The organism is Ruegeria sp. D4 (assembly GCF_056534475.1).
On the sequence record NZ_JBQFPJ010000002.1, the window covers coordinates 88,647 to 106,054 of the forward strand.

The following is a 17,408-nucleotide window of genomic DNA, read 5'->3' on the forward strand; positions in this document are numbered from 1 at the left end:
GCATTGTCGCCGTTCAACCTGCCACTATCGGCGACGTGACCGAACATGGGTTGAATTCACACCGAATCGTTCCTTCATTTCCATTGGACGCAAAAAAGCGCGCCAAATTGCTCGCATGGCGAGGGGACAGGCTGGACAAATATCGGCTCAATCAGAAGCCGGTCAGCGGAAATCTTGAAAAGTTCCTAAAATGTTCTATATTTGTTCTCATGTGGAACGGAGGTTTTCGAGCTATGACCAACGCTGCCCGCCAAAGCTGGTTTGATGCGCCCAGCAACGACTATCACATGCTGCCGGTGACGGACCGGCAGATGCGCTATGCCCGTGCCATTGCGGAAAAGTCTGCTCTGGAAATTCCAGTTGAGGCGCAGCGAGACCGAAAAACAATGTCGGACTGGATTTCGGCACACAAACCTAACGATCCTTCACCCTTCGCAAATTACCCGACTGGCAAGCAGGTGGCCTTTGCCGAACGTATTTCACGCAGCAAACGCCGGCCTATTCCTTCCGAGTGCTTTCGCGACAAGCAACGCATGTCGCAGTGGATCGACAGCAACAAATAGACTCTTTTGCGAGGGTATTCAGGGGTCAGTGCGGATGCCTGTTGTGTTCGCGCCCATACAGCCCAACTGCCGCGGCCACGAACAGGCCCAGCAGAATGTAGCCGGTGATCGCTTCGGCCACTGCCAGGCCGCGGCACAGACCGGCGGGCTTCAGATCTCCAAACCCAACGGTCGTGAAAGTCACATATGAAAAGTACAGAACATCGGCCGGACCTTTTGCGCCGACAACACACAGGTCATAATAGCCGAACGCGCCGTAAGCCGCAGCGAACAGAAACGGCACCACCTGTATGAACGATATTCCCATCAACAACAGCTGACGACGGGGAGACGTGACCTGAGTCATGTAGTACCAGGTCTGCGAGATCAGCCACAGCACCAGCGCGCCCGAAGCAATCGTGCCAATCGTATTCCCTGCCGTGGCCTCGTTGAGACTGGAAAGAGCGTACCAGGCCAGAAAGCTGACCAGAACCAGCCCAAAGGCGGCGGCCAAAGTCGATTTCCATTCTTCCAGCGTTCTTGGTTCGGTCGACATGGGTGTTCCGGACAGTTGCGTATGCGCGATCATCCGCATTCCGGCGGAAATCGACAACCCTTAACGCGTGGCGATCAGTTTGCGCCCAAATGCGCGTCCCCACGGGCGCGGGCCAGTGCAATCTGTTTCTGCCGTTCGCGAAAGCGCATCTTGTCCGCCTCCGAGGTCTCATTGATGCAATGATGGCATGAAACGCCATGCTCGTATTCTGGCCGCTTCGTGTCATCCGGCAGAATCGGGCGCCGGCAGCCATGACACAGGTTATGCGGCCCTTCGACCAACCCGTGCCCGACTGAGACCCGGTTGTCGAACACAAAACATTCCCCCCGCCAGGTGCTGTCTTCGGCCGGAACCTCTTCGAGATACCGCAGAATCCCACCTTTCAGGTGATAGACATCGTCGACCCCCTGCCCCAGCAGGTAGTTGGTGGATTTTTCGCATCGGATACCACCAGTGCAGAACATGGCGACACGTTTGTTGTGGAAACGGTCCTTGTTTGCCTCCCACCAATCCGGAAAATCGCGAAAACTGGCTGTTTTAGGGTCTATTGCGCCCTCAAAAGTGCCGATCGCCACCTCATAATCGTTTCGCGTATCGATCAGCACAACGTCATCCGAGCGGATCAGGTCGTTCCAGTCTTCAGGTTCGACATAGTGACCGACGCGCGCCTGCGGATCGACATCCGGCTGCCCCATTGTCACGATCTCTTTCTTCAGGCGCACTTTCATCCGGCCAAAGGGCGGGTGATCCGACGAAGCCTCTTTCCATTCCAGATCGGCGCAACCCGGAAGGGCGCGGATATGGGCCAGAACAGCATCGATCCCGGATCGCGGGCCTGCAATTGTGCCATTGATCCCTTCTTGCGCCAGCAGCAGGATTCCTTTGACGGACTGCGCCTGACACAGTTCCAGCAATGGCTCACGCAGTGCGGCATGATCGGTGAATCGGGTAAAGTGATAGAGAGCGGCGATTGTGTACATGCGCGCGATCTAATACCACCCGCGCAGAGTCGCAAGAGAACGGATTGACGCCCCCCATCTGCCCGCCTACCGATAGATCGACGGAAGGAGGTCCGCATGACTCATGCCCTGATCGTGATCGATGTTCAGAACGATTTCTGCCCCGGCGGCGCGCTGGCTGTTCCCGGCGGCGACGAAGTAGTCGCCCCAATAAGCGACATGATGGACGACTTCGACGCGGTCATTCTGACCCAGGACTGGCACCCGGATGGGCATTCATCATTTGCAAGTTCGCATCCCGGCCGTAACCCATTTGAATCGATCGAAATGCCTTATGGTCCCCAGGTTCTGTGGCCGGATCATTGCATTCAGGGCAGCCAGGGCAGCGCGTTTCATGCGGAGCTCAGAACCGATGCAGATTTGATCATTCGCAAAGGATTTCGCCCTACCGTCGACAGCTATTCGGCCTTTTTTGAGAACGACCAGAAAACACCCACCGGCCTGGAGGGGTATCTGAACACCCGTGGAATCACCAAACTGACGCTTGTCGGGTTGGCCACTGATTTTTGTGTTCAGTTTTCAGCACTTGACGCGGCGCGTCTGGGATTTGACGTGACTGTCAGGATGGCGGCCTGTCGCGCCATTGATCTGGACGGATCCTTGAAGGCGGCGGAAAACGCCATGCACAAGGCCGGCGTCACCCTGATTTAAGGCGTCGCGCCGGCTGCTGCCAGAAATCTGAGCAGGATAATCATCAGTACAGCCAGACCCAGCGCGATTCCAATGCGCCAGGGCAGCGTCCGCCGTTTGGGCGGCACCGGTTGCGGTGCGCTTTCCGGTTCAGGCTGAATGTAGGGCAGCAACTGTATTGGTGGTTTTCGGCGGCGTTTCCCTTGTGGGCGGGCGGTTTTGATGCCGTTCAGAAACGCCCACAAATCAAATTCACCACAATACTCACCCGCCAGGCCCGTGGCCTTGATATTGGCAAAAAGGCGCTGGATGACGAGGTTTCGCAAATCCTCGTCTTCTGCCCGATAGATACCATTGGGCAAACTGCTGTTCCGGGTTTCAAAATCGAACCCGGCATCCACAAACATCTTGCGGATATTCGGTGACGTGTCGCGCAGGGCTTCTGCCGTCTGAAAGTCGCGGAACAAGGCTCGAGCCCGCGTCTTCCCATTTTGCGAAGCTTCTGTGTCCGCCTGAGCTGGCTCCACTTCGTCCTGTGCAATCGTTACAATATCAAAGTCGTACTCGAGACCCATTCACTAAACTCAACTCACATGTCCATCCCCTCTTTTCACTAACCCGTGAAAAGCACACACAATTTGCCCGCAATGTGACTGGACCTTGTCATTGTCACCAATTGGGCGACTCTTGCCATTCATCGTTCCGATTGATCTAACAATGGAAATCGCAGGAGTTCCACATGGTCGATATTGCGACACGCGTGTACAATCACAAATGGAAGATCGACCCGATTGTCAGGTCTTTGATCGACACGGACTTCTACAAACTTCTGATGTGCCAGTCAGTGTTTCGAAATAAGCCCCAAACGGACGTCGTTTTTTCGCTGATCAACCGGTCGAATCACATTCCGCTGGCGAAACTCATCGATGAAGGCGAACTGCGCGAGCAACTGGATCATATCCGCTCGCTCAGCCTCAGCCGCGGTGAAAGCACGTGGCTGCGCGGCAATACTTTCTACGGAAAGCGGCAGATGTTCCGGTCGGATTTCATGGAATGGTTCGAAAACTTGCGCCTGCCGCCCTATCACCTGGAACGCAAAGGCGATCAGTACGAGCTGACCTTTGAGGGCAAATGGCACGAGGTCATGCTGTGGGAAATCCCGGCGCTGGCGGTGTTGATGGAACTGCGGTCGCGCGCGGTTCTGAATGACATGCGCCGGTTCGAACTGCAGGTACTATATGCCCGAGCGATGACACGGGTCTGGGAAAAGATCGAACAACTGCGCGGTATTGGCGGCTTGGGGATCGCCGACTTCGGAACCCGCCGGCGTCATTCCTTCCTGTGGCAGGACTGGTGCGTTCAAGCGATGATCGAAGGGCTGGGCAGTTCGTTCACCGGAACGTCGAACTGCCTGATCGCGATGCGACGCGAGGTCGAGGCCATCGGCACCAATGCCCATGAACTGCCCATGGTTTATTCCGCACTGGCCGATAGCGACGCGGACCTGGCCCAGGCGCCTTATGACGTCCTGAGCGACTGGCACGAGGAACATGACGGCAATCTGCGGATTATCCTGCCTGATACCTATGGCACCAAGGGGTTTCTGGACAGCGCGCCCGACTGGCTGGCCGGATGGACCGGCATTCGTATCGACAGCGGCGATCCGGCCGCCGGAGCCGAGATTGCCATCGACTGGTGGAAATCCCGCGGCGAGGATCCGCGCCAGAAACGTATCATTTTTTCGGACGGGCTGGATGTTGCAAAAATTCAGGAATTGCACGGCCAGTTTGCGGAACGGGTCAACGTGTCCTTCGGTTGGGGGACCCTGTTGACCAATGATTTCCGAGGTCTCGTGCCAAATGATGCGCTGGCGCCGTTTTCGCTGGTGTGCAAGGCAGTCTCTGCCAATGGCCGCCTGACAGTGAAGCTATCGGACAATCCCGAAAAGGCTATGGGTCCGGCGGATCAGATCGAACGCTACAAGCGCGTGTTCGGAGTTGGCGCGCAAAAGGCGATCGAAGTGATCGTCTAGATCATCACCCGTGGAAAGCCGCCACTGTTTTAAGTTGCGAGAACCCGTACAGCGCCTCGAACCCTTTTTCGCGTCCGTGACCGGATTTCCCCACCCCGCCAAAGGGCAATTCGACCCCGCCACCTGCACCGTAATTGTTGATGAACACCTGTCCCGAACGCAGTTGTTTCGCCAGCCGCATCTGCCGCGCCCCGTCGCGGGTCCAGATGCTGGCAACCAGACCGTAATCGGTGCTGTTGGCTATATTTAGAGCCTGTTTCTCGGTATCGAAAGGGATCAGAACCTGTACCGGGCCAAATATCTCGTCCCGGGCCAGGACGTGATCCGGCGGCACGTCCGAGAACAGGGTCGGACGAACATAAGCGCCACTTTCCGGCGCACCCTCAGCGATCCGCCCCTGTGCCGCGATGTTCAGATCGGAACCTTTTTCAAGAAACCCGGTCACGATCTGCTTTTGCCGGTCCGAAATCAACGGGCCAACCCGCAAATCCTGCATCGCCGGTCCGACAGACAACTGTTCATAAGCTTCGGCCATACGCGACCGGACCTGATCGTAAATACCGCGCTGCACCAATATGCGAGACGAGGCGGAGCAGGTCTGGCCGGCATTCTGAATCCCTGCGTTCACCAGAAACGGCAGCGCAGCATCCAGATCGGCATCGTCAAACACCAGTTGAGGGGACTTTCCGCCCAGTTCCAGCGTCACCGGCACCACGTTGCGCCCCGCCGCCTGCTGCACCAATGCGCCCGTTGCAACGGATCCGGTAAATGAGATGTGGTCGACATCCGGATGTGCCGACAGCGCCGCTCCGGCCTCGGCCCCAAGCCCGGGCACGACGTTCAGCGCGCCGGGCGGCAAGCCGGCTTCAAGCGCCAGATGCGCAAAAGCCAGCGCGGTCAGGCATGCCTCCTCTGCCGGTTTCAGAATACAGGCATTGCCCATCGCCAACGCAGCGCCAACAGACCGGCCGATGATCTGCATCGGGTAGTTCCAGGGCACGATGTGGCCGGTAACCCCGTGCGGCTCGCGCAGCGTGTAGACAGTATAGCCGTCCAGATATGGAATCGTCTGGCCCATGACCTTGTCTGCTGCGCCACCGTAGAACTCGCAATAGCGCGCCAACGCAACTGCATCTGCGCGAGCCTGGGTCAGAGGTTTGCCGACATCCATCGCCTCGAGAGTGGCAAGGTCTTCGACCTTTTCCAGAACCAGTTGCCCCAAGCGGGTCAGAATACGTCCTCGGTTCAGCGCCGTCATTCGGCCCCACGCTCCATTCGAAGCGGACCGGGCCGCGCCAACAGCAGCATCGATATCCTGCTTCGTGCCGCGCGCAATCTGGCAGATTTCTGATCCGTCCGAGGGATTGGTCAGGGGCAAGGTACCGCCGCTGATCGGTAATATCCACTCTCCTGCTATCAGACACCGAGTTGGGTCAAACCAGATCTGATCAGTCATTCAATGTCTCCAATTCAGGCTCTAACAAGGCAGTTTACGCGGCACCTCGATTGTAATCCGGCAGCTTTGGCGCAGCGGAAATCAGCTTTTGTGTATAAGGATGCTGAGGATTGCCGAAGACGGCTTCAGTCTCACCCTGTTCAACAATTCGTCCGGATTGCATCACCATGACCCGATCCGTGATCGTGCGAACGACGCTCAGATCGTGGCTTATGAACAGATAGGTCAGATCATAGGTCGCACAAAGCTCGGCCAGCAGGTCAAGGATTTGCGCCCGAACCGATACATCCAGCGCCGAGACCGCTTCGTCAAACAGGATCAGTTCCGGCCGAATGATCAGCGCACGGGCGATGGCGATCCGCTGACGCTGCCCACCCGAGAATTCATGTATGTATTTTCCGGCGTCACCGGGGCTGAGGCCAACGGCCGTCAGCATCTCGGAAATCCTGTCCTGCCGCTCTGATCCCGTCGGCGGGGTGTCCAGCAGGTGAAACGGCTCGGTGATCAGCCGCCCGACACGATGGCGTGGGTTGAAGCTGCCAAATGGGTCCTGAAACACCACCTGCATGTTACGGCGCACCGCAAGATTGGGCTTGTGGGCCGCAAAAACAGGCTGCCCGTTCAACAGAACGTGCCCACCCTGAACATCTTCAAGCCCTAGAATTGCCCGTGTTAGTGTCGATTTTCCGCAACCGGACTCTCCGACCAGACCAAGGCGCTCACCCCGGCTGAGGGTAAAGCTGACGTCATCTACCGCCCGGTGGCGAGCCGGTGTTTCGAATAACCGCCTGCGGGGCAAACGGTAGTCACGAACGACATTTGTCACCTCCAGCAGCGGGCCCGGTCGAACGGGATCGGGAAGTGTGACCTGATGGTCCGAGGCTTCGAACAACATACGGGTATAGGGGTGCTGCATGTTCCGCAGCAGATCGTTCGTTGCACCCCTTTCCACCACTTCGCCGTGGCGCATGACAATAATCTGGTCCGCCATGTCGGCGACAACCGCCAGGTCATGGGTGATCATCAGCAATCCCATGCCGTATTCGCGAACCAGCCCCTTCAAAAGGTCCAGAATCTGTGCCTGCGTGGTGACATCCAGTGCGGTGGTCGGTTCATCGGCGATCAGAAGCCGAGGTCGCAAGGCGATGGCCATTGCGATCACAACGCGCTGACGCTGACCGCCAGATAGTTCGTGCGGATAGTCCGATAGCGGAAACCGGTCGGGCGGCAGGCCGACGCGGGTCAGAACCTTTTGCGTTTGCTCGCGGGCTTTGGCGGGTGACATCGCCTTGTGGATCAGAATCGTTTCCGTCACCTGATCACCGATCGTCATGACCGGGTTGAGCGCAGTCATCGGCTCCTGGAACACCATGCCGATGGCCGCGCCACGCAGGGCGCACATTTGGCTCTCGGACCGCTGCATCAGATCCTGTCCGTCCAGCTGAATGGTGCCGTTGGCCACCGCTCCGTTCGGCAACAACTGCATCACGGCCAACGCGGTCATGGATTTGCCGGATCCACTTTCACCGGTTACGGCCACGATCTGTCCGGGATCAATTGTCAGGCCGACTTGTCTGAGGATCGGCGCGCCATGAATCGACAATGACAGGTTCTCGATTTGCAACAGGCTCATGTGCGGGCCACCCGAATACGTGGATCCAGAAAGTCGCGCAAACCATCGCCCAGCAGGTTCAGCCCCAGAACCGTGACGATGATCGCCACCCCCGGAATCAGAGCCAAATGCGGGGCAAAACTGACCATAGTCTGCGCATCCGCCAGCATCCGCCCCCAGCTTGGCGTGGGCGGTTGCGCACCCAGACCGACATAGGACAGGCCCGCCTCGGCCAGGATGCCAAGGCTGAACTGGATCGTGCCCTGCACGATCAGCAGATTGGCGACGTTGGGCAGGATATGTTCGACCGATATCCGCGCCGCGCCCTTGCCCGAGACACGGGCGGCGAGAATAAACTCCCGCTCCCACAGCGACAGAGCCGCGCCGCGGGTAATTCGAGCGAAGACCGGGATGTTGAAGATACCAATGGCGATGATCGCGTTGATCGCACCGGCGCCAAAAACAGCGGTGATCAGGATGGCAATGACCAGCGAAGGGAAGGCAAAGACCAGATCGTTGCCGCGCATGATCACCTCGTCCAGCCAGGATCCTTTGCGGGCGGCCGCCGCCAGTCCCAAGGGCACGCCCAGCGCCATGCCGATGCCGACGGCCACCAGCGCCACGGCAATCGACGTGCGCGCACCGACCATGATCATCGAAAACATGTCGCGCCCGAAATGGTCGGTTCCGAACCAGTGCATTGAGTCCGGTGTCTGCAACTTGCCGGGGATGTTCAGCGTGGCGTGGTCGTAGGGCGTCCAGACAAATGACAAAAGGGCCGCCAGCAGAACCAGCGAGGATAGCGCAGTGCCGAGGATCAGGTTACGGCTCATGTCCGGCTCCTTAACCTTGGATCAACGGCGGCGTAGGCCAGGTCGACCAGGAAATTGACGGTGATGACGGCGAAGACCAGCAGCATGACCACGGATTCCACTACGATCAGGTCGCGCGCCGAGATGGCCTGAAACACCAGTCGCCCTAGGCCGGGCAGATAGAACACCTGCTCGATGATGATCGAGCCGGCCAGAAGGAAGGAAAACTGCAGCCCGATGATGGTCAATACCGGGATCAGCGCGTTTCTAACCCCATGCCGCCACAGCGCCCGGCGGCGGGTCAGCCCCTTGGCCCGGGCAGTGCGCATGAAATCCTCGCCCAGAATGTCCAGAAGGGCCGACCGCATCACACGCGCCAGAATCGCCGCCTGCGGCAAGGCCAGCGCAATTGCAGGCAGGGTCAGGGAATGCAGACCGGTCCAAAGGCCATCCTTCCATCCTGCAAACCCTCCCGCATTGAACCAGCGCAGATTGATGGCGAAGATCAGCACCAGCATCATCGCAAACCAGAAATTCGGCACCGCGATGCCCAGCTGCGTTGCACCCATCACCGCCAGATCACCCGGCTTGCCACGGCGGGATGCTGCGTAGATCCCGGCGGGAAAGGCGATCAGGGTAGACAGCGTCAACGCATAGAGCGCGAGGGGGAGCGACACCCAAAGACGATCCGCGATCATCTGGGAAACAGGTGTGCGATACGTGTAGGACGTGCCGAAATCCCCCACCAACATGCCGCCGACCCAGTTCAGATACCGTTGCAGCTTTGTCCCATCCAGCCCAAGTTCAGCCCGCAGCGCCGCCAAAGTATCGGGCTGTGCATTCACGCCTAGCATGAAAGAGGCCGGATCACCCGGCGCGACTTCGATCACCGCGAAGATGACGACCGAGGCGACGGCGAGGCTGATCAGCAAAGAAATCAGACGTTTGAGGGCATAGCGCAGCATCAGGTCCACGTTAGGGGCGCATACCGCACGGGTCCAGCACCTAAGGTGTCATCAGAAAGGCAAAAATCGCATAGCCGACAATGGCTGCGTAACCCAGCGGGTAGATCCACTTGATTGCATAGTTGTCCAGCTTTCGCGCCACGTCCTCGCGACCGGAAACTTTCAGCTTGCGCAGCGCGACATTGAACACGATCAGTGCCCCGGTCATCAGGAACATGCATTGCAATATGAAGTCCAGGAAAGTCAGGTAGCCCAGCTTGGGCAGGTCGGCAGAAATGGCCCAATTGAAGGCCACGAACACCAGCAGGTTACCCCCGGCGATCTCGATCCGGCGGCGGTATTCATCCAGAAAAAACAAGGCCCACCCGACAGAGATCAGCACCAGCATCGGCAGGAATACCCGGATCACATAGTAGGTCAGGTGCCGGTGACCCTCGAAGGCCAGGGCAATCTGGTCACTATCCCGGCCGGACAGTCCGATCACGGTCGAGTGTTCGACCCGGGCGTTGTCCAAGATCCATTCTTCCTCGCCCAGCAGATCGCCGAGGCCTGAATACGCCTCGAGCGGGTAATAGGACACGTATTCAGTCGGAAAAACCGAGACAACTTCGAAATAGAACTGCTGCGTGTCGAAGGGGTATTTCCGGAAATCGAAATGCGGGGCCTGCAAGGTCAGCGAGGATTTCTCGGCATAGACAACGTGCCCGTCATGGCGCACCGAGGCGGCGGCTTCATGGACCCACTTGTTGGATTGCTGATTATGCACCACAAACGCAGGCAAAACCGCCCCCAGTTCGCGGGCGTGATTGGCCAGCACCGGAGGGTTGAAAACCTGAATTTCGCGTCCGACTTCATCCCGGTCAAAGGCCAGCGTCGGATCGGTCCATTCGGCCCTCAATATGACGACGGCCCCGTAATTTTCAGCCTTCTGATCCACGCTTGTGATCTGATCGATCCGGATACCGATCCCGACCTGCAGCGGGTTTTCCGGTGTCCCCTTCAGCGCGTGAAGCCCGCCGCCCAGCGTATTCTGCGCCAATGCCGGCCCGCCCCCGATCAAAGAGAGGCATGTCATCACAGCCAGTAGACATATGACGCGGACCAGTTTCACATTCGGGCTCGCTTTGAGTTGAGGATCACCGGGGCCGCCAGACGCGGCCCCGGCGTGATATCATTCTGACCAGCTGATCCCGGTCAGATCAATTGCGGCGGTGGGCGCATTCTGCCACAGCCCTTGCACTCCGGCCCGGGCCACGCCCAGCTTTGCCAGCTGGAACAGATATCCATTGACGTAGTCATTCGAAATCAGCCGTTGCGCCTCGCCCAGAAGCCGTGCGCGTTCGTCAGGATCGGTGGTGGAATTCAAGGTATCCATCAGAGCCTGAAAATCAGTGCTGTCATACTGGAAATAATAGTCGGGGCGCGCATAGATACCGATATCCATCGGTTCCGTGTGGCTTACGATGGTCAGGCCGAACTCTTTGCCTTTGAACACCGTCTCAAGCCATTGCGCCCATTCCACGTTGATGATTTCGGCCGTTATACCGACCTCGGCCAGCTGCGCGGCAATGATTTCACCGCCACGGCGGGCATAAGATGGCGGCGGCAGATGCAGCGTGGTTTCGAACCCGTTTTCCAGACCCGCCTCGGCCAGAAGCGCCTTTGCCTTTTCAGGGTCGTAGGCAGAATTGCCGGTCAGATCCACATAAGCCGGGTTGTGCGGCGCGAAATGTGTGCCGATTGGCGTGCCGTATCCGAACATGGCACCGTCAATGATGGCCTGACGATCAATAGCATGAGCCAGCGCCTGGCGAACGCGAATGTCATCGAACGGGGTCAGCTTGTTGTTCGTCGACAGAATCGTCTCGCCCTCGGTCGAGCCGACCAGAACCTGAAACCGCGGATCGGCCTCGAACTGAGGCAGATTCTCGGGAGCCGGGTAAATGTCGAAAACGTCCACATCCTCGGCCATCATGGCGGCAAAGGCAGCGGTCGGGTCCGAGATAAACTTGAAGGTGGCCGTTTCCAGTGCGGGCTGGTCACCCCAGTAATCAGGATTGCGGTTCAGCGTAATGCTGTCGCCCTGAACCCAATTGCCAAAGGTATAAGCGCCGGTGCCGACCGGATTTGTCTTGATGTTTTCTATGCTTTCGGGCGCAACGATCACCGCGTCGCCCCAGGCCATGTTGAACAGAAAATTGCCATTGGGTTCGGACAAGGTGACTTTGACGATCAGCGGGTCAACAACCTCGACATCCTGAATTCCGGCGAACAACGCCTTCTGCGCATTGGCGCTGTCTTCGGCGCGGGCGCGATCCAGACTGAACTTGACGTCCTCGGCATCCATGGTCGTGCCGTCATGGAACGTCACCCCGTCGCGCAGCGTGAAGGTGTATTCGGTGCCATCATCCGAAATCTCCCAGCTTTCCGCCAAACCCGGGACAACGGATCCGTCACCCATGAAACGGGTCAGGCCCTCGAAGATATTGGTGTAAACGACCGAATCTATCGCTTGTGCCGCCGCGCTTGTCGGGTCCAGATGCGGCGGCTCAAGCCCCATCGCTATTGTGATATCTGATTTGGCCATGGCCTGGCTGGCAAACAGGCTGGCACTGACGGCCAGTGCTGACACAAAGGGTCGAAACATCTGTATTGTCACGAAATTAACTCCCCACTGAAAACAGACCGGCTCATGCTGTCACCGGCTTTATTGATAACAATGTCACTCTAAACCTCGGGTCATTCAAGGAAATGTTCGCGCAACCGGGGTTTCTTCGCCAGCGCGCGATCTGCTATGCTGCACTGCAACATTGACCCTGCAGGAACGAGCATGAGCGCCACAGCCCGCAAAAAAGCCCCAAATGCCGAGGATATTCGCGCCCGAAAAGGCGGTGATCCATTGGTCAGCCTGACCGCCTATACCACTCCGATGGCGCGGCTGATGGATGCCCATTGCGATTTTGTTCTGGTGGGCGACAGCGTCGGCATGGTGCTGCACGGGCTGGAATCGACCCTTGGGGTGACGATGGAGATGATGATCCTGCATGGCCAGGCCGTCGCGCGAGGGTTGGAGACGGCCTTGATGGTCATCGACATGCCCTTTGCTAGCTACGAACACGACCCGGCACAGGCGTTCAAGAACGCGGCCCGCCTGATGGCAGAGACCGGCGCGGGAGCCGTCAAGCTGGAAGGCGGCGTTGAGATGGCCGAGACGATCCGCTTTCTGGTCAGGCGTGGCATCCCGGTGATGGCTCATATCGGCCTGACGCCGCAATCGATCAACACGCTGGGCGGCTACAAGGTACAGGGCCGAGATGGTCAGGCCCACGCCGTGCTGGCCGACGCCCATGCCGTCGCCGAAGCCGGCGCATTTTCCGTCGTGTTAGAGAAAGTTCCGCAAGGGTTGGCCGACCGCATTACGGCTGAGATTGCGATCCCGACGATTGGTATCGGTGCGTCCGCCGGGTGCGATGGACAGATCCTAGTGGTAGACGACATGGTGGGCTTTTTCACCGCTTTCAAACCGAAATTCGTCAAACGGTATGCCGAGCTTGGCCCTCTGGCCGAGGCTGCCATTACCGAATACGCCGCCGAAGTCCGGGCGCGGACTTTTCCGGCGGACGAACATGTCTTTGCCGACCGGGCACCGTCCAAGGGACCCGGGAAATGACTGCTCCAATCCTTCGCCGTCTGGCGGACCTGCGCGCGCTGACCACCGATTGGCGTCGCAAGGGCGAGGTGATCGGGGTTGTTCCCACAATGGGTGCGTTGCACCTGGGGCATCTGTCGCTGGTCGAGGCCGCGAAGGCGGGCACCGACAGGGTGATCGTCACGATCTTTGTGAACCCCAAACAGTTCAACAACCCCGAGGATCTGGCCAATTATCCGCGCACCGAAATCGAGGACGCACAGAAGCTGGCCCCATTCGGTGTCGACGCGATCTATGTGCCCGAGCCCGAGGAAATCTACCCGCAGGGCTTCGCCACCAATGTATCTGTCATGGGTCTGACCAATGTGCTTGAGGGCGAATTCCGCCCAGGTCACTTTGACGGAGTCGCCACGGTGGTCGCAAAACTGTTCCTTCAAACACAGTCAGATCGAGCCTATTTCGGGGAAAAAGACTATCAGCAACTGTTGGTCGTTCGCCGGATGGCGCGGGATCTGGATATCCCCATCGAGGTGATCGGCTGCCCCACGGTGCGCGAACCCTCGGGTCTTGCCATGTCCTCGCGCAATCTGCGCCTGTCACCCGAAGGGCTGAAAACTGCCGCGAAGATGAGCAGGGTCATGCAGGAACTGGCGGACGCGCTGGATGGCGGGGTAGCTTTCGATCCGCTGGCTTCGAAGGCGCACACTGACCTGCTTGCTGCTGGCTTTGCGCAGGTGGAATATTTGAAACTGCACTGCGCCGAGACACTGGAACCCTTGAGCCATGCTGAGCGGCCTGCCCGTCTGCTGGCAGCGGCCTGGCTTGAAGGTGTTCGGCTGATCGACAACATTCCTGTCTGAACGCTCTGGCACGATTGTCATTGTTTGCGCTAAAGTCCTGCAAAACCAAACGGGAGAGGGCGCAGGCGTGACCTATATTCTTGCCATTGATCAGGGCACCACATCATCGCGGGCCATTTTGTTCGACACGGATATGCAGCGCGTCGGCACCGCGCAGCACGAATTTACTCAGCACTTCCCGCAGGAGGGCTGGGTCGAGCATGATGCCGAGGAAATTTGGGAAAGCGTCCTGCGTGTCTGCCGCGAGGTGATGGACAACACCGGCGTAGCCGCAGATCAGATCGCTGGCATCGGTATCACCAATCAGCGCGAAACCACCGTCGTCTGGGACCGCGCCACCGGCAAACCGATCCACAACGCCATCGTCTGGCAGGACCGCCGGACCGCCGAGATCTGTGCCCGCTACAAGCAGGCCGGTTGTGAAGATGACGTCACCGCCCAGACCGGTCTGCTGCTTGATCCCTATTTTTCGGGCACCAAGGTAAAATGGCTGCTGGACACCGTACCCGGCGCGCGGGAACGGGCCGAAGCCGGAGAGTTGATGTTCGGCACCATCGACTGCTTCCTGATCTGGCGCCTGACGGAAGGACGCAGCCACGCAACCGACGCAACCAACGCCGCACGCACTCTGCTGTTCGACATTCACAAGGGTGAGTGGAGCGCCGAGATCTGCGATCTGCTGGATGTACCGATGAATATGCTGCCGAAGGTACATGACTGCGCGTCGGACTTCGGAAATACGTCTCTGTTTGGGGGCAATATTCCAATCCTGGGCGTGGCCGGGGACCAGCAGGCCGCCACCATCGGACAAGCCTGTTTCCAGCCCGGGATGATGAAGTCAACCTATGGCACGGGTTGCTTTGCGCTGCTGAACACCGGACCAACGCCGGTCAAATCCAACAATCGCCTGTTGACCACCATCGCTTATCAGCTGGACGGTCAGCGGACTTACGCGCTGGAAGGGTCGATCTTTGTCGCCGGGGCGGCGGTTCAATGGCTGCGCGACGCGCTCAAGATTATCGACTCGGCGCCGGAAAGCGGAGAACTGGCACAGCAGGCCGATCCCAACCAGCATGTTGTGCTGGTTCCGGCCTTTACCGGCCTTGGGGCACCCTATTGGAAGCCGGATTGCCGCGGCGCGGTGTTTGGCCTGACCCGCAATTCGGGCCGCGCCGAGTTTGCCAAGGCTACGCTGGAAAGCATCGCCTACCAGACGCGCGACCTGTGGCATGCCATGCAGGGTGATTGGGGCGCGGATACCGATGTCACCCTGCGCGTCGATGGCGGGGCGAGTGCATCGGATTGGGCGATGCAGGGCCTGTCGGATTATCTCGGCGCCGAGGTTGACCGCCCTGTGATGCAGGAAACCACCGCCCTGGGCGCTGCCTGGCTGGCCGGGATGCGCGCCGGCATCTATCCGGACCAGCAGGGATTCTCGGAAACCTGGGCGTTGGATCGCCGGTTTGTACCAGAAATGTCCGCCGAAGACCGCGATGCGGCCTATGACAGGTGGAAACGTGCCGTTTCCGCCTCAATGGCGTTCTGAAACCAGTGAAGGATCAGCTGTGATCCTTCATCAACCGCTGCTTCTGCCGTGACCAATCGCGCTTGGCCTGGGTTTCGCGCTTGTCGTGCAGCTTCTTGCCCTTCGCGATGCCGATCTTCAGCTTCGCGCGGCCCTTGTGGTTGAAATACAGAACCAGCGGCACCAGTGTCATGCCCTTGCGCTGGGTCGCGTTCCACAGGTTCGACAATTCCTTGCGCGAAACCAGCAGCTTACGCCGGCGGCGTTCTTCGTGCTTGAAGACCTTGGTCTGTTCGTAGGGCGCGATGTAACTGTTGATCAGCCACAATTCTCCGTCATCGACCGAAGCATAGCTTTCGGCGATGTTCGATCCGCCAGCGCGCAGGGACTTGACCTCGGACCCCTCCAGCACGATGCCGCACTCGAGATCGTCCTCGATCGCGTAATCGAAGCGGGCACGCCGGTTTTCGGCGATGACTTTGTAGTTCGGGTCTGTCTTCTGTTTGGCCATGACGCGTTGATTTAGGCGGCTTGGGCGGACCTTGCAAGCCGTAGACGTCAGGATGGCGCCGAGATGATCAGATCGGGGCCAAAAATCGTGTCAGAGTGGTTGTGCAGATAGATCTTCAACCACGGCGTAAACCGGGATGGGTGGCGCTGCACCTCGGCCAGAAGATCGTGATAGTCGATCCAGCGGATCTCCATGACTTCTTCCGGATTAGGCTCGATTTTCAGAGAACCACGAGCCCTGGCCAGAAACACGTCGACGACTTCATGTTCGATCATGTTGTTGCCGACATCGGCGTGGTATTCCAGCCGATGACGGTATTCCGGGTATAGCCCTGTAATCCCAAGTTCCTCGCGCAGACGGCGCACAGCGCATTTGGATGCGGTTTCACCCCAGTCAGGATGTGTGCAACAGGTGTTCGCCCACAGGCCCGGCGTATGGTACTTTCCCAACGCCCTGCGCTGCAGCAATATCTCTGTCCCACGCACGACAAAGACCGACACCGCCTTGTGTCGCAGGCCCTTTTCATGCGCCTCAAGCTTGTCGACGGGGGTCAGTTCGCCATCGACCCATGCCGGGATCATGATACCCATTTGTTGTCTCCTGCTGCCAATCCGCCTGTGTGACGGGACATTGCGGATTACCTTTGGCCGGATCGGCTTGGCGTCGCGGCATCACATGTTCAGAGCGTGACTGGCCGCGCATTCCCAACGTGGCGCTGATCGTACCCGTTATCAACCGCACGAAAGGCCGCAGGGGCTGCGGCCTTTTGTACTCACACAGGTCGTCTGATGGCTGGAGATTATTCGCCCGAAACGCTGACGATATAAGCGTAGACGTCTTCGCCGCCGCTTTTCAGTTTGAATGTCATCTTGGACTTGGCAGCTGTGTCATCCAGATAGGATTTCAGAAAGGTCTTGGGATCTTGCGAATACTCGACAAAGGTCGCTTCATCCCAAACCAGCCCGTTTTCACCTGCAGCCACGATGCTGTCGCCGTATTTGAACCCTTCGACGGTGCCTGCGGTCCGACCCGCGATTCCATACAGGTTCGGACCGGTTTTGCCGCCCTTGACGATAACTTCGCCAGCAGGATCGGCGATCTGGTGGCAGGATTTGCATTTGTTAAAGGTCTTTTTGCCGGCCTCGGCGTCGCCTTCTGCATATGCGGGTAGGGCCATCAGGCCGACGATTGCGGTTGCGAGGATGCGATTCATAGCTTTTGCTCCGATACGAATTGGCT

Annotated in this window: 18 protein-coding genes; 6 read left to right on the forward strand and 12 right to left on the reverse strand. The window is 58.6% G+C overall.

What is annotated here, in order from left to right:
• The first annotated feature begins 35 nt into the window (after positions 1–35).
• Positions 36–563 (forward strand): hypothetical protein, encoded by a 528-nt coding sequence (locus ACR0MI_RS04440; protein WP_480440992.1) that lies wholly within the window; start codon positions 36–38, stop codon positions 561–563.
• A gap of 25 nt (positions 564–588) precedes the next feature.
• Here the strand turns inward: ACR0MI_RS04440 and ACR0MI_RS04445 are convergent, their stop codons facing one another.
• Both ACR0MI_RS04445 and trhO read right to left on the reverse strand, forming a co-directional pair.
• Positions 589–1,131, reverse strand: a complete 543-nt coding sequence (locus tag ACR0MI_RS04445; protein WP_480440990.1) for an ion channel — start codon at positions 1,129–1,131, stop codon at positions 589–591.
• 41 nt (positions 1,132–1,172) lie between these two features.
• The gene (gene trhO, locus ACR0MI_RS04450; RefSeq protein ID WP_170612950.1) at positions 1,173–2,078 is read right to left on the reverse strand and encodes an oxygen-dependent tRNA uridine(34) hydroxylase TrhO; all 906 of its coding nucleotides are present in this window, start codon (positions 2,076–2,078) and stop codon (positions 1,173–1,175) included.
• Between the two features lie 96 nt (positions 2,079–2,174).
• On the opposite strand from trhO, the gene pncA reads away from it, so the two are divergent.
• A complete protein-coding gene (gene pncA / locus ACR0MI_RS04455) occupies positions 2,175–2,768 on the forward strand; it encodes a bifunctional nicotinamidase/pyrazinamidase (RefSeq protein WP_480853750.1) in 594 nt (197 codons plus the stop codon).
• On the opposite strand, the gene ACR0MI_RS04460 is transcribed toward pncA, so the two are convergent.
• Positions 2,765–3,322, reverse strand: coding sequence for a hypothetical protein (locus tag ACR0MI_RS04460; RefSeq protein WP_170816833.1), 558 nt, complete (start codon positions 3,320–3,322; stop codon positions 2,765–2,767). The two genes, pncA and ACR0MI_RS04460, sit on opposite strands and share 4 nt — an antisense overlap.
• Before the next feature lie 164 nt (positions 3,323–3,486).
• Between ACR0MI_RS04460 and pncB the strand changes: the two genes are divergently transcribed.
• Complete coding sequence (gene pncB / locus ACR0MI_RS04465) at positions 3,487–4,779, forward strand: nicotinate phosphoribosyltransferase (RefSeq protein WP_170612944.1); 1,293 nt, start codon at positions 3,487–3,489, stop codon at positions 4,777–4,779.
• Positions 4,780–4,783: 4 nt separating this feature from the next.
• Here pncB and ACR0MI_RS04470 read toward each other — a convergent pair whose 3' ends face one another.
• From ACR0MI_RS04470 to ACR0MI_RS04495, 6 genes are read right to left on the reverse strand one after another with little or no spacing between them, the layout of a single operon-like run.
• Positions 4,784–6,235: an aldehyde dehydrogenase family protein gene (locus ACR0MI_RS04470; RefSeq protein ID WP_170612942.1), complete on the reverse strand. Its 1,452-nt coding sequence runs from the start codon at positions 6,233–6,235 to the stop codon at positions 4,784–4,786.
• Between the two features lie 34 nt (positions 6,236–6,269).
• Positions 6,270–7,868: an ABC transporter ATP-binding protein gene (locus tag ACR0MI_RS04475; RefSeq protein ID WP_170816834.1), complete on the reverse strand. Its 1,599-nt coding sequence runs from the start codon at positions 7,866–7,868 to the stop codon at positions 6,270–6,272.
• A complete protein-coding gene (locus ACR0MI_RS04480; protein ID WP_170612938.1) occupies positions 7,865–8,680 on the reverse strand; it encodes an ABC transporter permease in 816 nt (271 codons plus the stop codon). Before ACR0MI_RS04480 ends, ACR0MI_RS04475 begins: the two co-directional genes overlap by 4 nt.
• Positions 8,677–9,624 (reverse strand): ABC transporter permease, encoded by a 948-nt coding sequence (locus ACR0MI_RS04485; RefSeq protein WP_170612937.1) that lies wholly within the window; start codon positions 9,622–9,624, stop codon positions 8,677–8,679. Before ACR0MI_RS04485 ends, ACR0MI_RS04480 begins: the two co-directional genes overlap by 4 nt.
• Before the next feature lie 40 nt (positions 9,625–9,664).
• Positions 9,665–10,735 (reverse strand): ligand-gated ion channel, encoded by a 1,071-nt coding sequence (locus ACR0MI_RS04490; RefSeq protein WP_480491067.1) that lies wholly within the window; start codon positions 10,733–10,735, stop codon positions 9,665–9,667.
• A 60-nt stretch (positions 10,736–10,795) separates the two neighbouring features.
• The gene (locus tag ACR0MI_RS04495; protein WP_170613158.1) at positions 10,796–12,271 is read right to left on the reverse strand and encodes an ABC transporter substrate-binding protein; all 1,476 of its coding nucleotides are present in this window, start codon (positions 12,269–12,271) and stop codon (positions 10,796–10,798) included.
• A 183-nt stretch (positions 12,272–12,454) separates the two neighbouring features.
• Between ACR0MI_RS04495 and panB the strand changes: the two genes are divergently transcribed.
• The 3 genes from panB (at position 12,455) to glpK (ending at position 15,679) form a co-directional block, all read left to right on the forward strand.
• Complete coding sequence (gene panB, locus ACR0MI_RS04500) at positions 12,455–13,294, forward strand: 3-methyl-2-oxobutanoate hydroxymethyltransferase (RefSeq protein ID WP_170612936.1); 840 nt, start codon at positions 12,455–12,457, stop codon at positions 13,292–13,294.
• Positions 13,291–14,133: a pantoate--beta-alanine ligase gene (panC, locus tag ACR0MI_RS04505; RefSeq protein WP_170612934.1), complete on the forward strand. Its 843-nt coding sequence runs from the start codon at positions 13,291–13,293 to the stop codon at positions 14,131–14,133. The genes panB and panC overlap by 4 nt, the downstream gene beginning before the upstream one ends.
• A gap of 67 nt (positions 14,134–14,200) precedes the next feature.
• On the forward strand, positions 14,201–15,679 hold the full coding sequence (gene glpK / locus ACR0MI_RS04510) for a glycerol kinase GlpK (protein WP_170612932.1): 1,479 nt from the start codon (positions 14,201–14,203) through the stop codon (positions 15,677–15,679).
• Positions 15,680–15,692: 13 nt separating this feature from the next.
• On the opposite strand, the gene smpB is transcribed toward glpK, so the two are convergent.
• From smpB to ACR0MI_RS04525, 3 genes are all read right to left on the reverse strand, one after another.
• Positions 15,693–16,169 (reverse strand): SsrA-binding protein SmpB, encoded by a 477-nt coding sequence (smpB, locus tag ACR0MI_RS04515; protein ID WP_170612930.1) that lies wholly within the window; start codon positions 16,167–16,169, stop codon positions 15,693–15,695.
• A gap of 47 nt (positions 16,170–16,216) precedes the next feature.
• Complete coding sequence (gene idi / locus ACR0MI_RS04520; protein ID WP_170612928.1) at positions 16,217–16,759, reverse strand: isopentenyl-diphosphate Delta-isomerase; 543 nt, start codon at positions 16,757–16,759, stop codon at positions 16,217–16,219.
• Between the two features lie 209 nt (positions 16,760–16,968).
• Positions 16,969–17,382, reverse strand: a complete 414-nt coding sequence (locus ACR0MI_RS04525; protein WP_170612926.1) for a c-type cytochrome — start codon at positions 17,380–17,382, stop codon at positions 16,969–16,971.
• Between the last annotated feature and the right edge of the window lie 26 nt (positions 17,383–17,408).

Coding starts and splice junctions, on each gene's coding strand:
- ACR0MI_RS04525 (WP_170612926.1), bottom strand. CDS start 17,382: ATGAATCGCATCCTCGCAACCGCAATCGTCGGCCTGATGGCCCTACCC.
- panB (WP_170612936.1), top strand. CDS start 12,455: ATGAGCGCCACAGCCCGCAAAAAAGCCCCAAATGCCGAGGATATTCGC.
- ACR0MI_RS04475 (WP_170816834.1), bottom strand. CDS start 7,868: ATGAGCCTGTTGCAAATCGAGAACCTGTCATTGTCGATTCATGGCGCG.
- pncB (WP_170612944.1), top strand. CDS start 3,487: ATGGTCGATATTGCGACACGCGTGTACAATCACAAATGGAAGATCGAC.
- ACR0MI_RS04495 (WP_170613158.1), bottom strand. CDS start 12,271: ATGTTTCGACCCTTTGTGTCAGCACTGGCCGTCAGTGCCAGCCTGTTT.
- ACR0MI_RS04445 (WP_480440990.1), bottom strand. CDS start 1,131: ATGATCGCGCATACGCAACTGTCCGGAACACCCATGTCGACCGAACCA.
- idi (WP_170612928.1), bottom strand. CDS start 16,759: ATGGGTATCATGATCCCGGCATGGGTCGATGGCGAACTGACCCCCGTC.
- ACR0MI_RS04460 (WP_170816833.1), bottom strand. CDS start 3,322: ATGGGTCTCGAGTACGACTTTGATATTGTAACGATTGCACAGGACGAA.
- smpB (WP_170612930.1), bottom strand. CDS start 16,169: ATGGCCAAACAGAAGACAGACCCGAACTACAAAGTCATCGCCGAAAAC.
- pncA (WP_480853750.1), top strand. CDS start 2,175: ATGACTCATGCCCTGATCGTGATCGATGTTCAGAACGATTTCTGCCCC.
- panC (WP_170612934.1), top strand. CDS start 13,291: ATGACTGCTCCAATCCTTCGCCGTCTGGCGGACCTGCGCGCGCTGACC.
- ACR0MI_RS04480 (WP_170612938.1), bottom strand. CDS start 8,680: ATGAGCCGTAACCTGATCCTCGGCACTGCGCTATCCTCGCTGGTTCTG.
- ACR0MI_RS04485 (WP_170612937.1), bottom strand. CDS start 9,624: ATGCTGCGCTATGCCCTCAAACGTCTGATTTCTTTGCTGATCAGCCTC.
- trhO (WP_170612950.1), bottom strand. CDS start 2,078: ATGTACACAATCGCCGCTCTCTATCACTTTACCCGATTCACCGATCAT.
- ACR0MI_RS04470 (WP_170612942.1), bottom strand. CDS start 6,235: ATGACTGATCAGATCTGGTTTGACCCAACTCGGTGTCTGATAGCAGGA.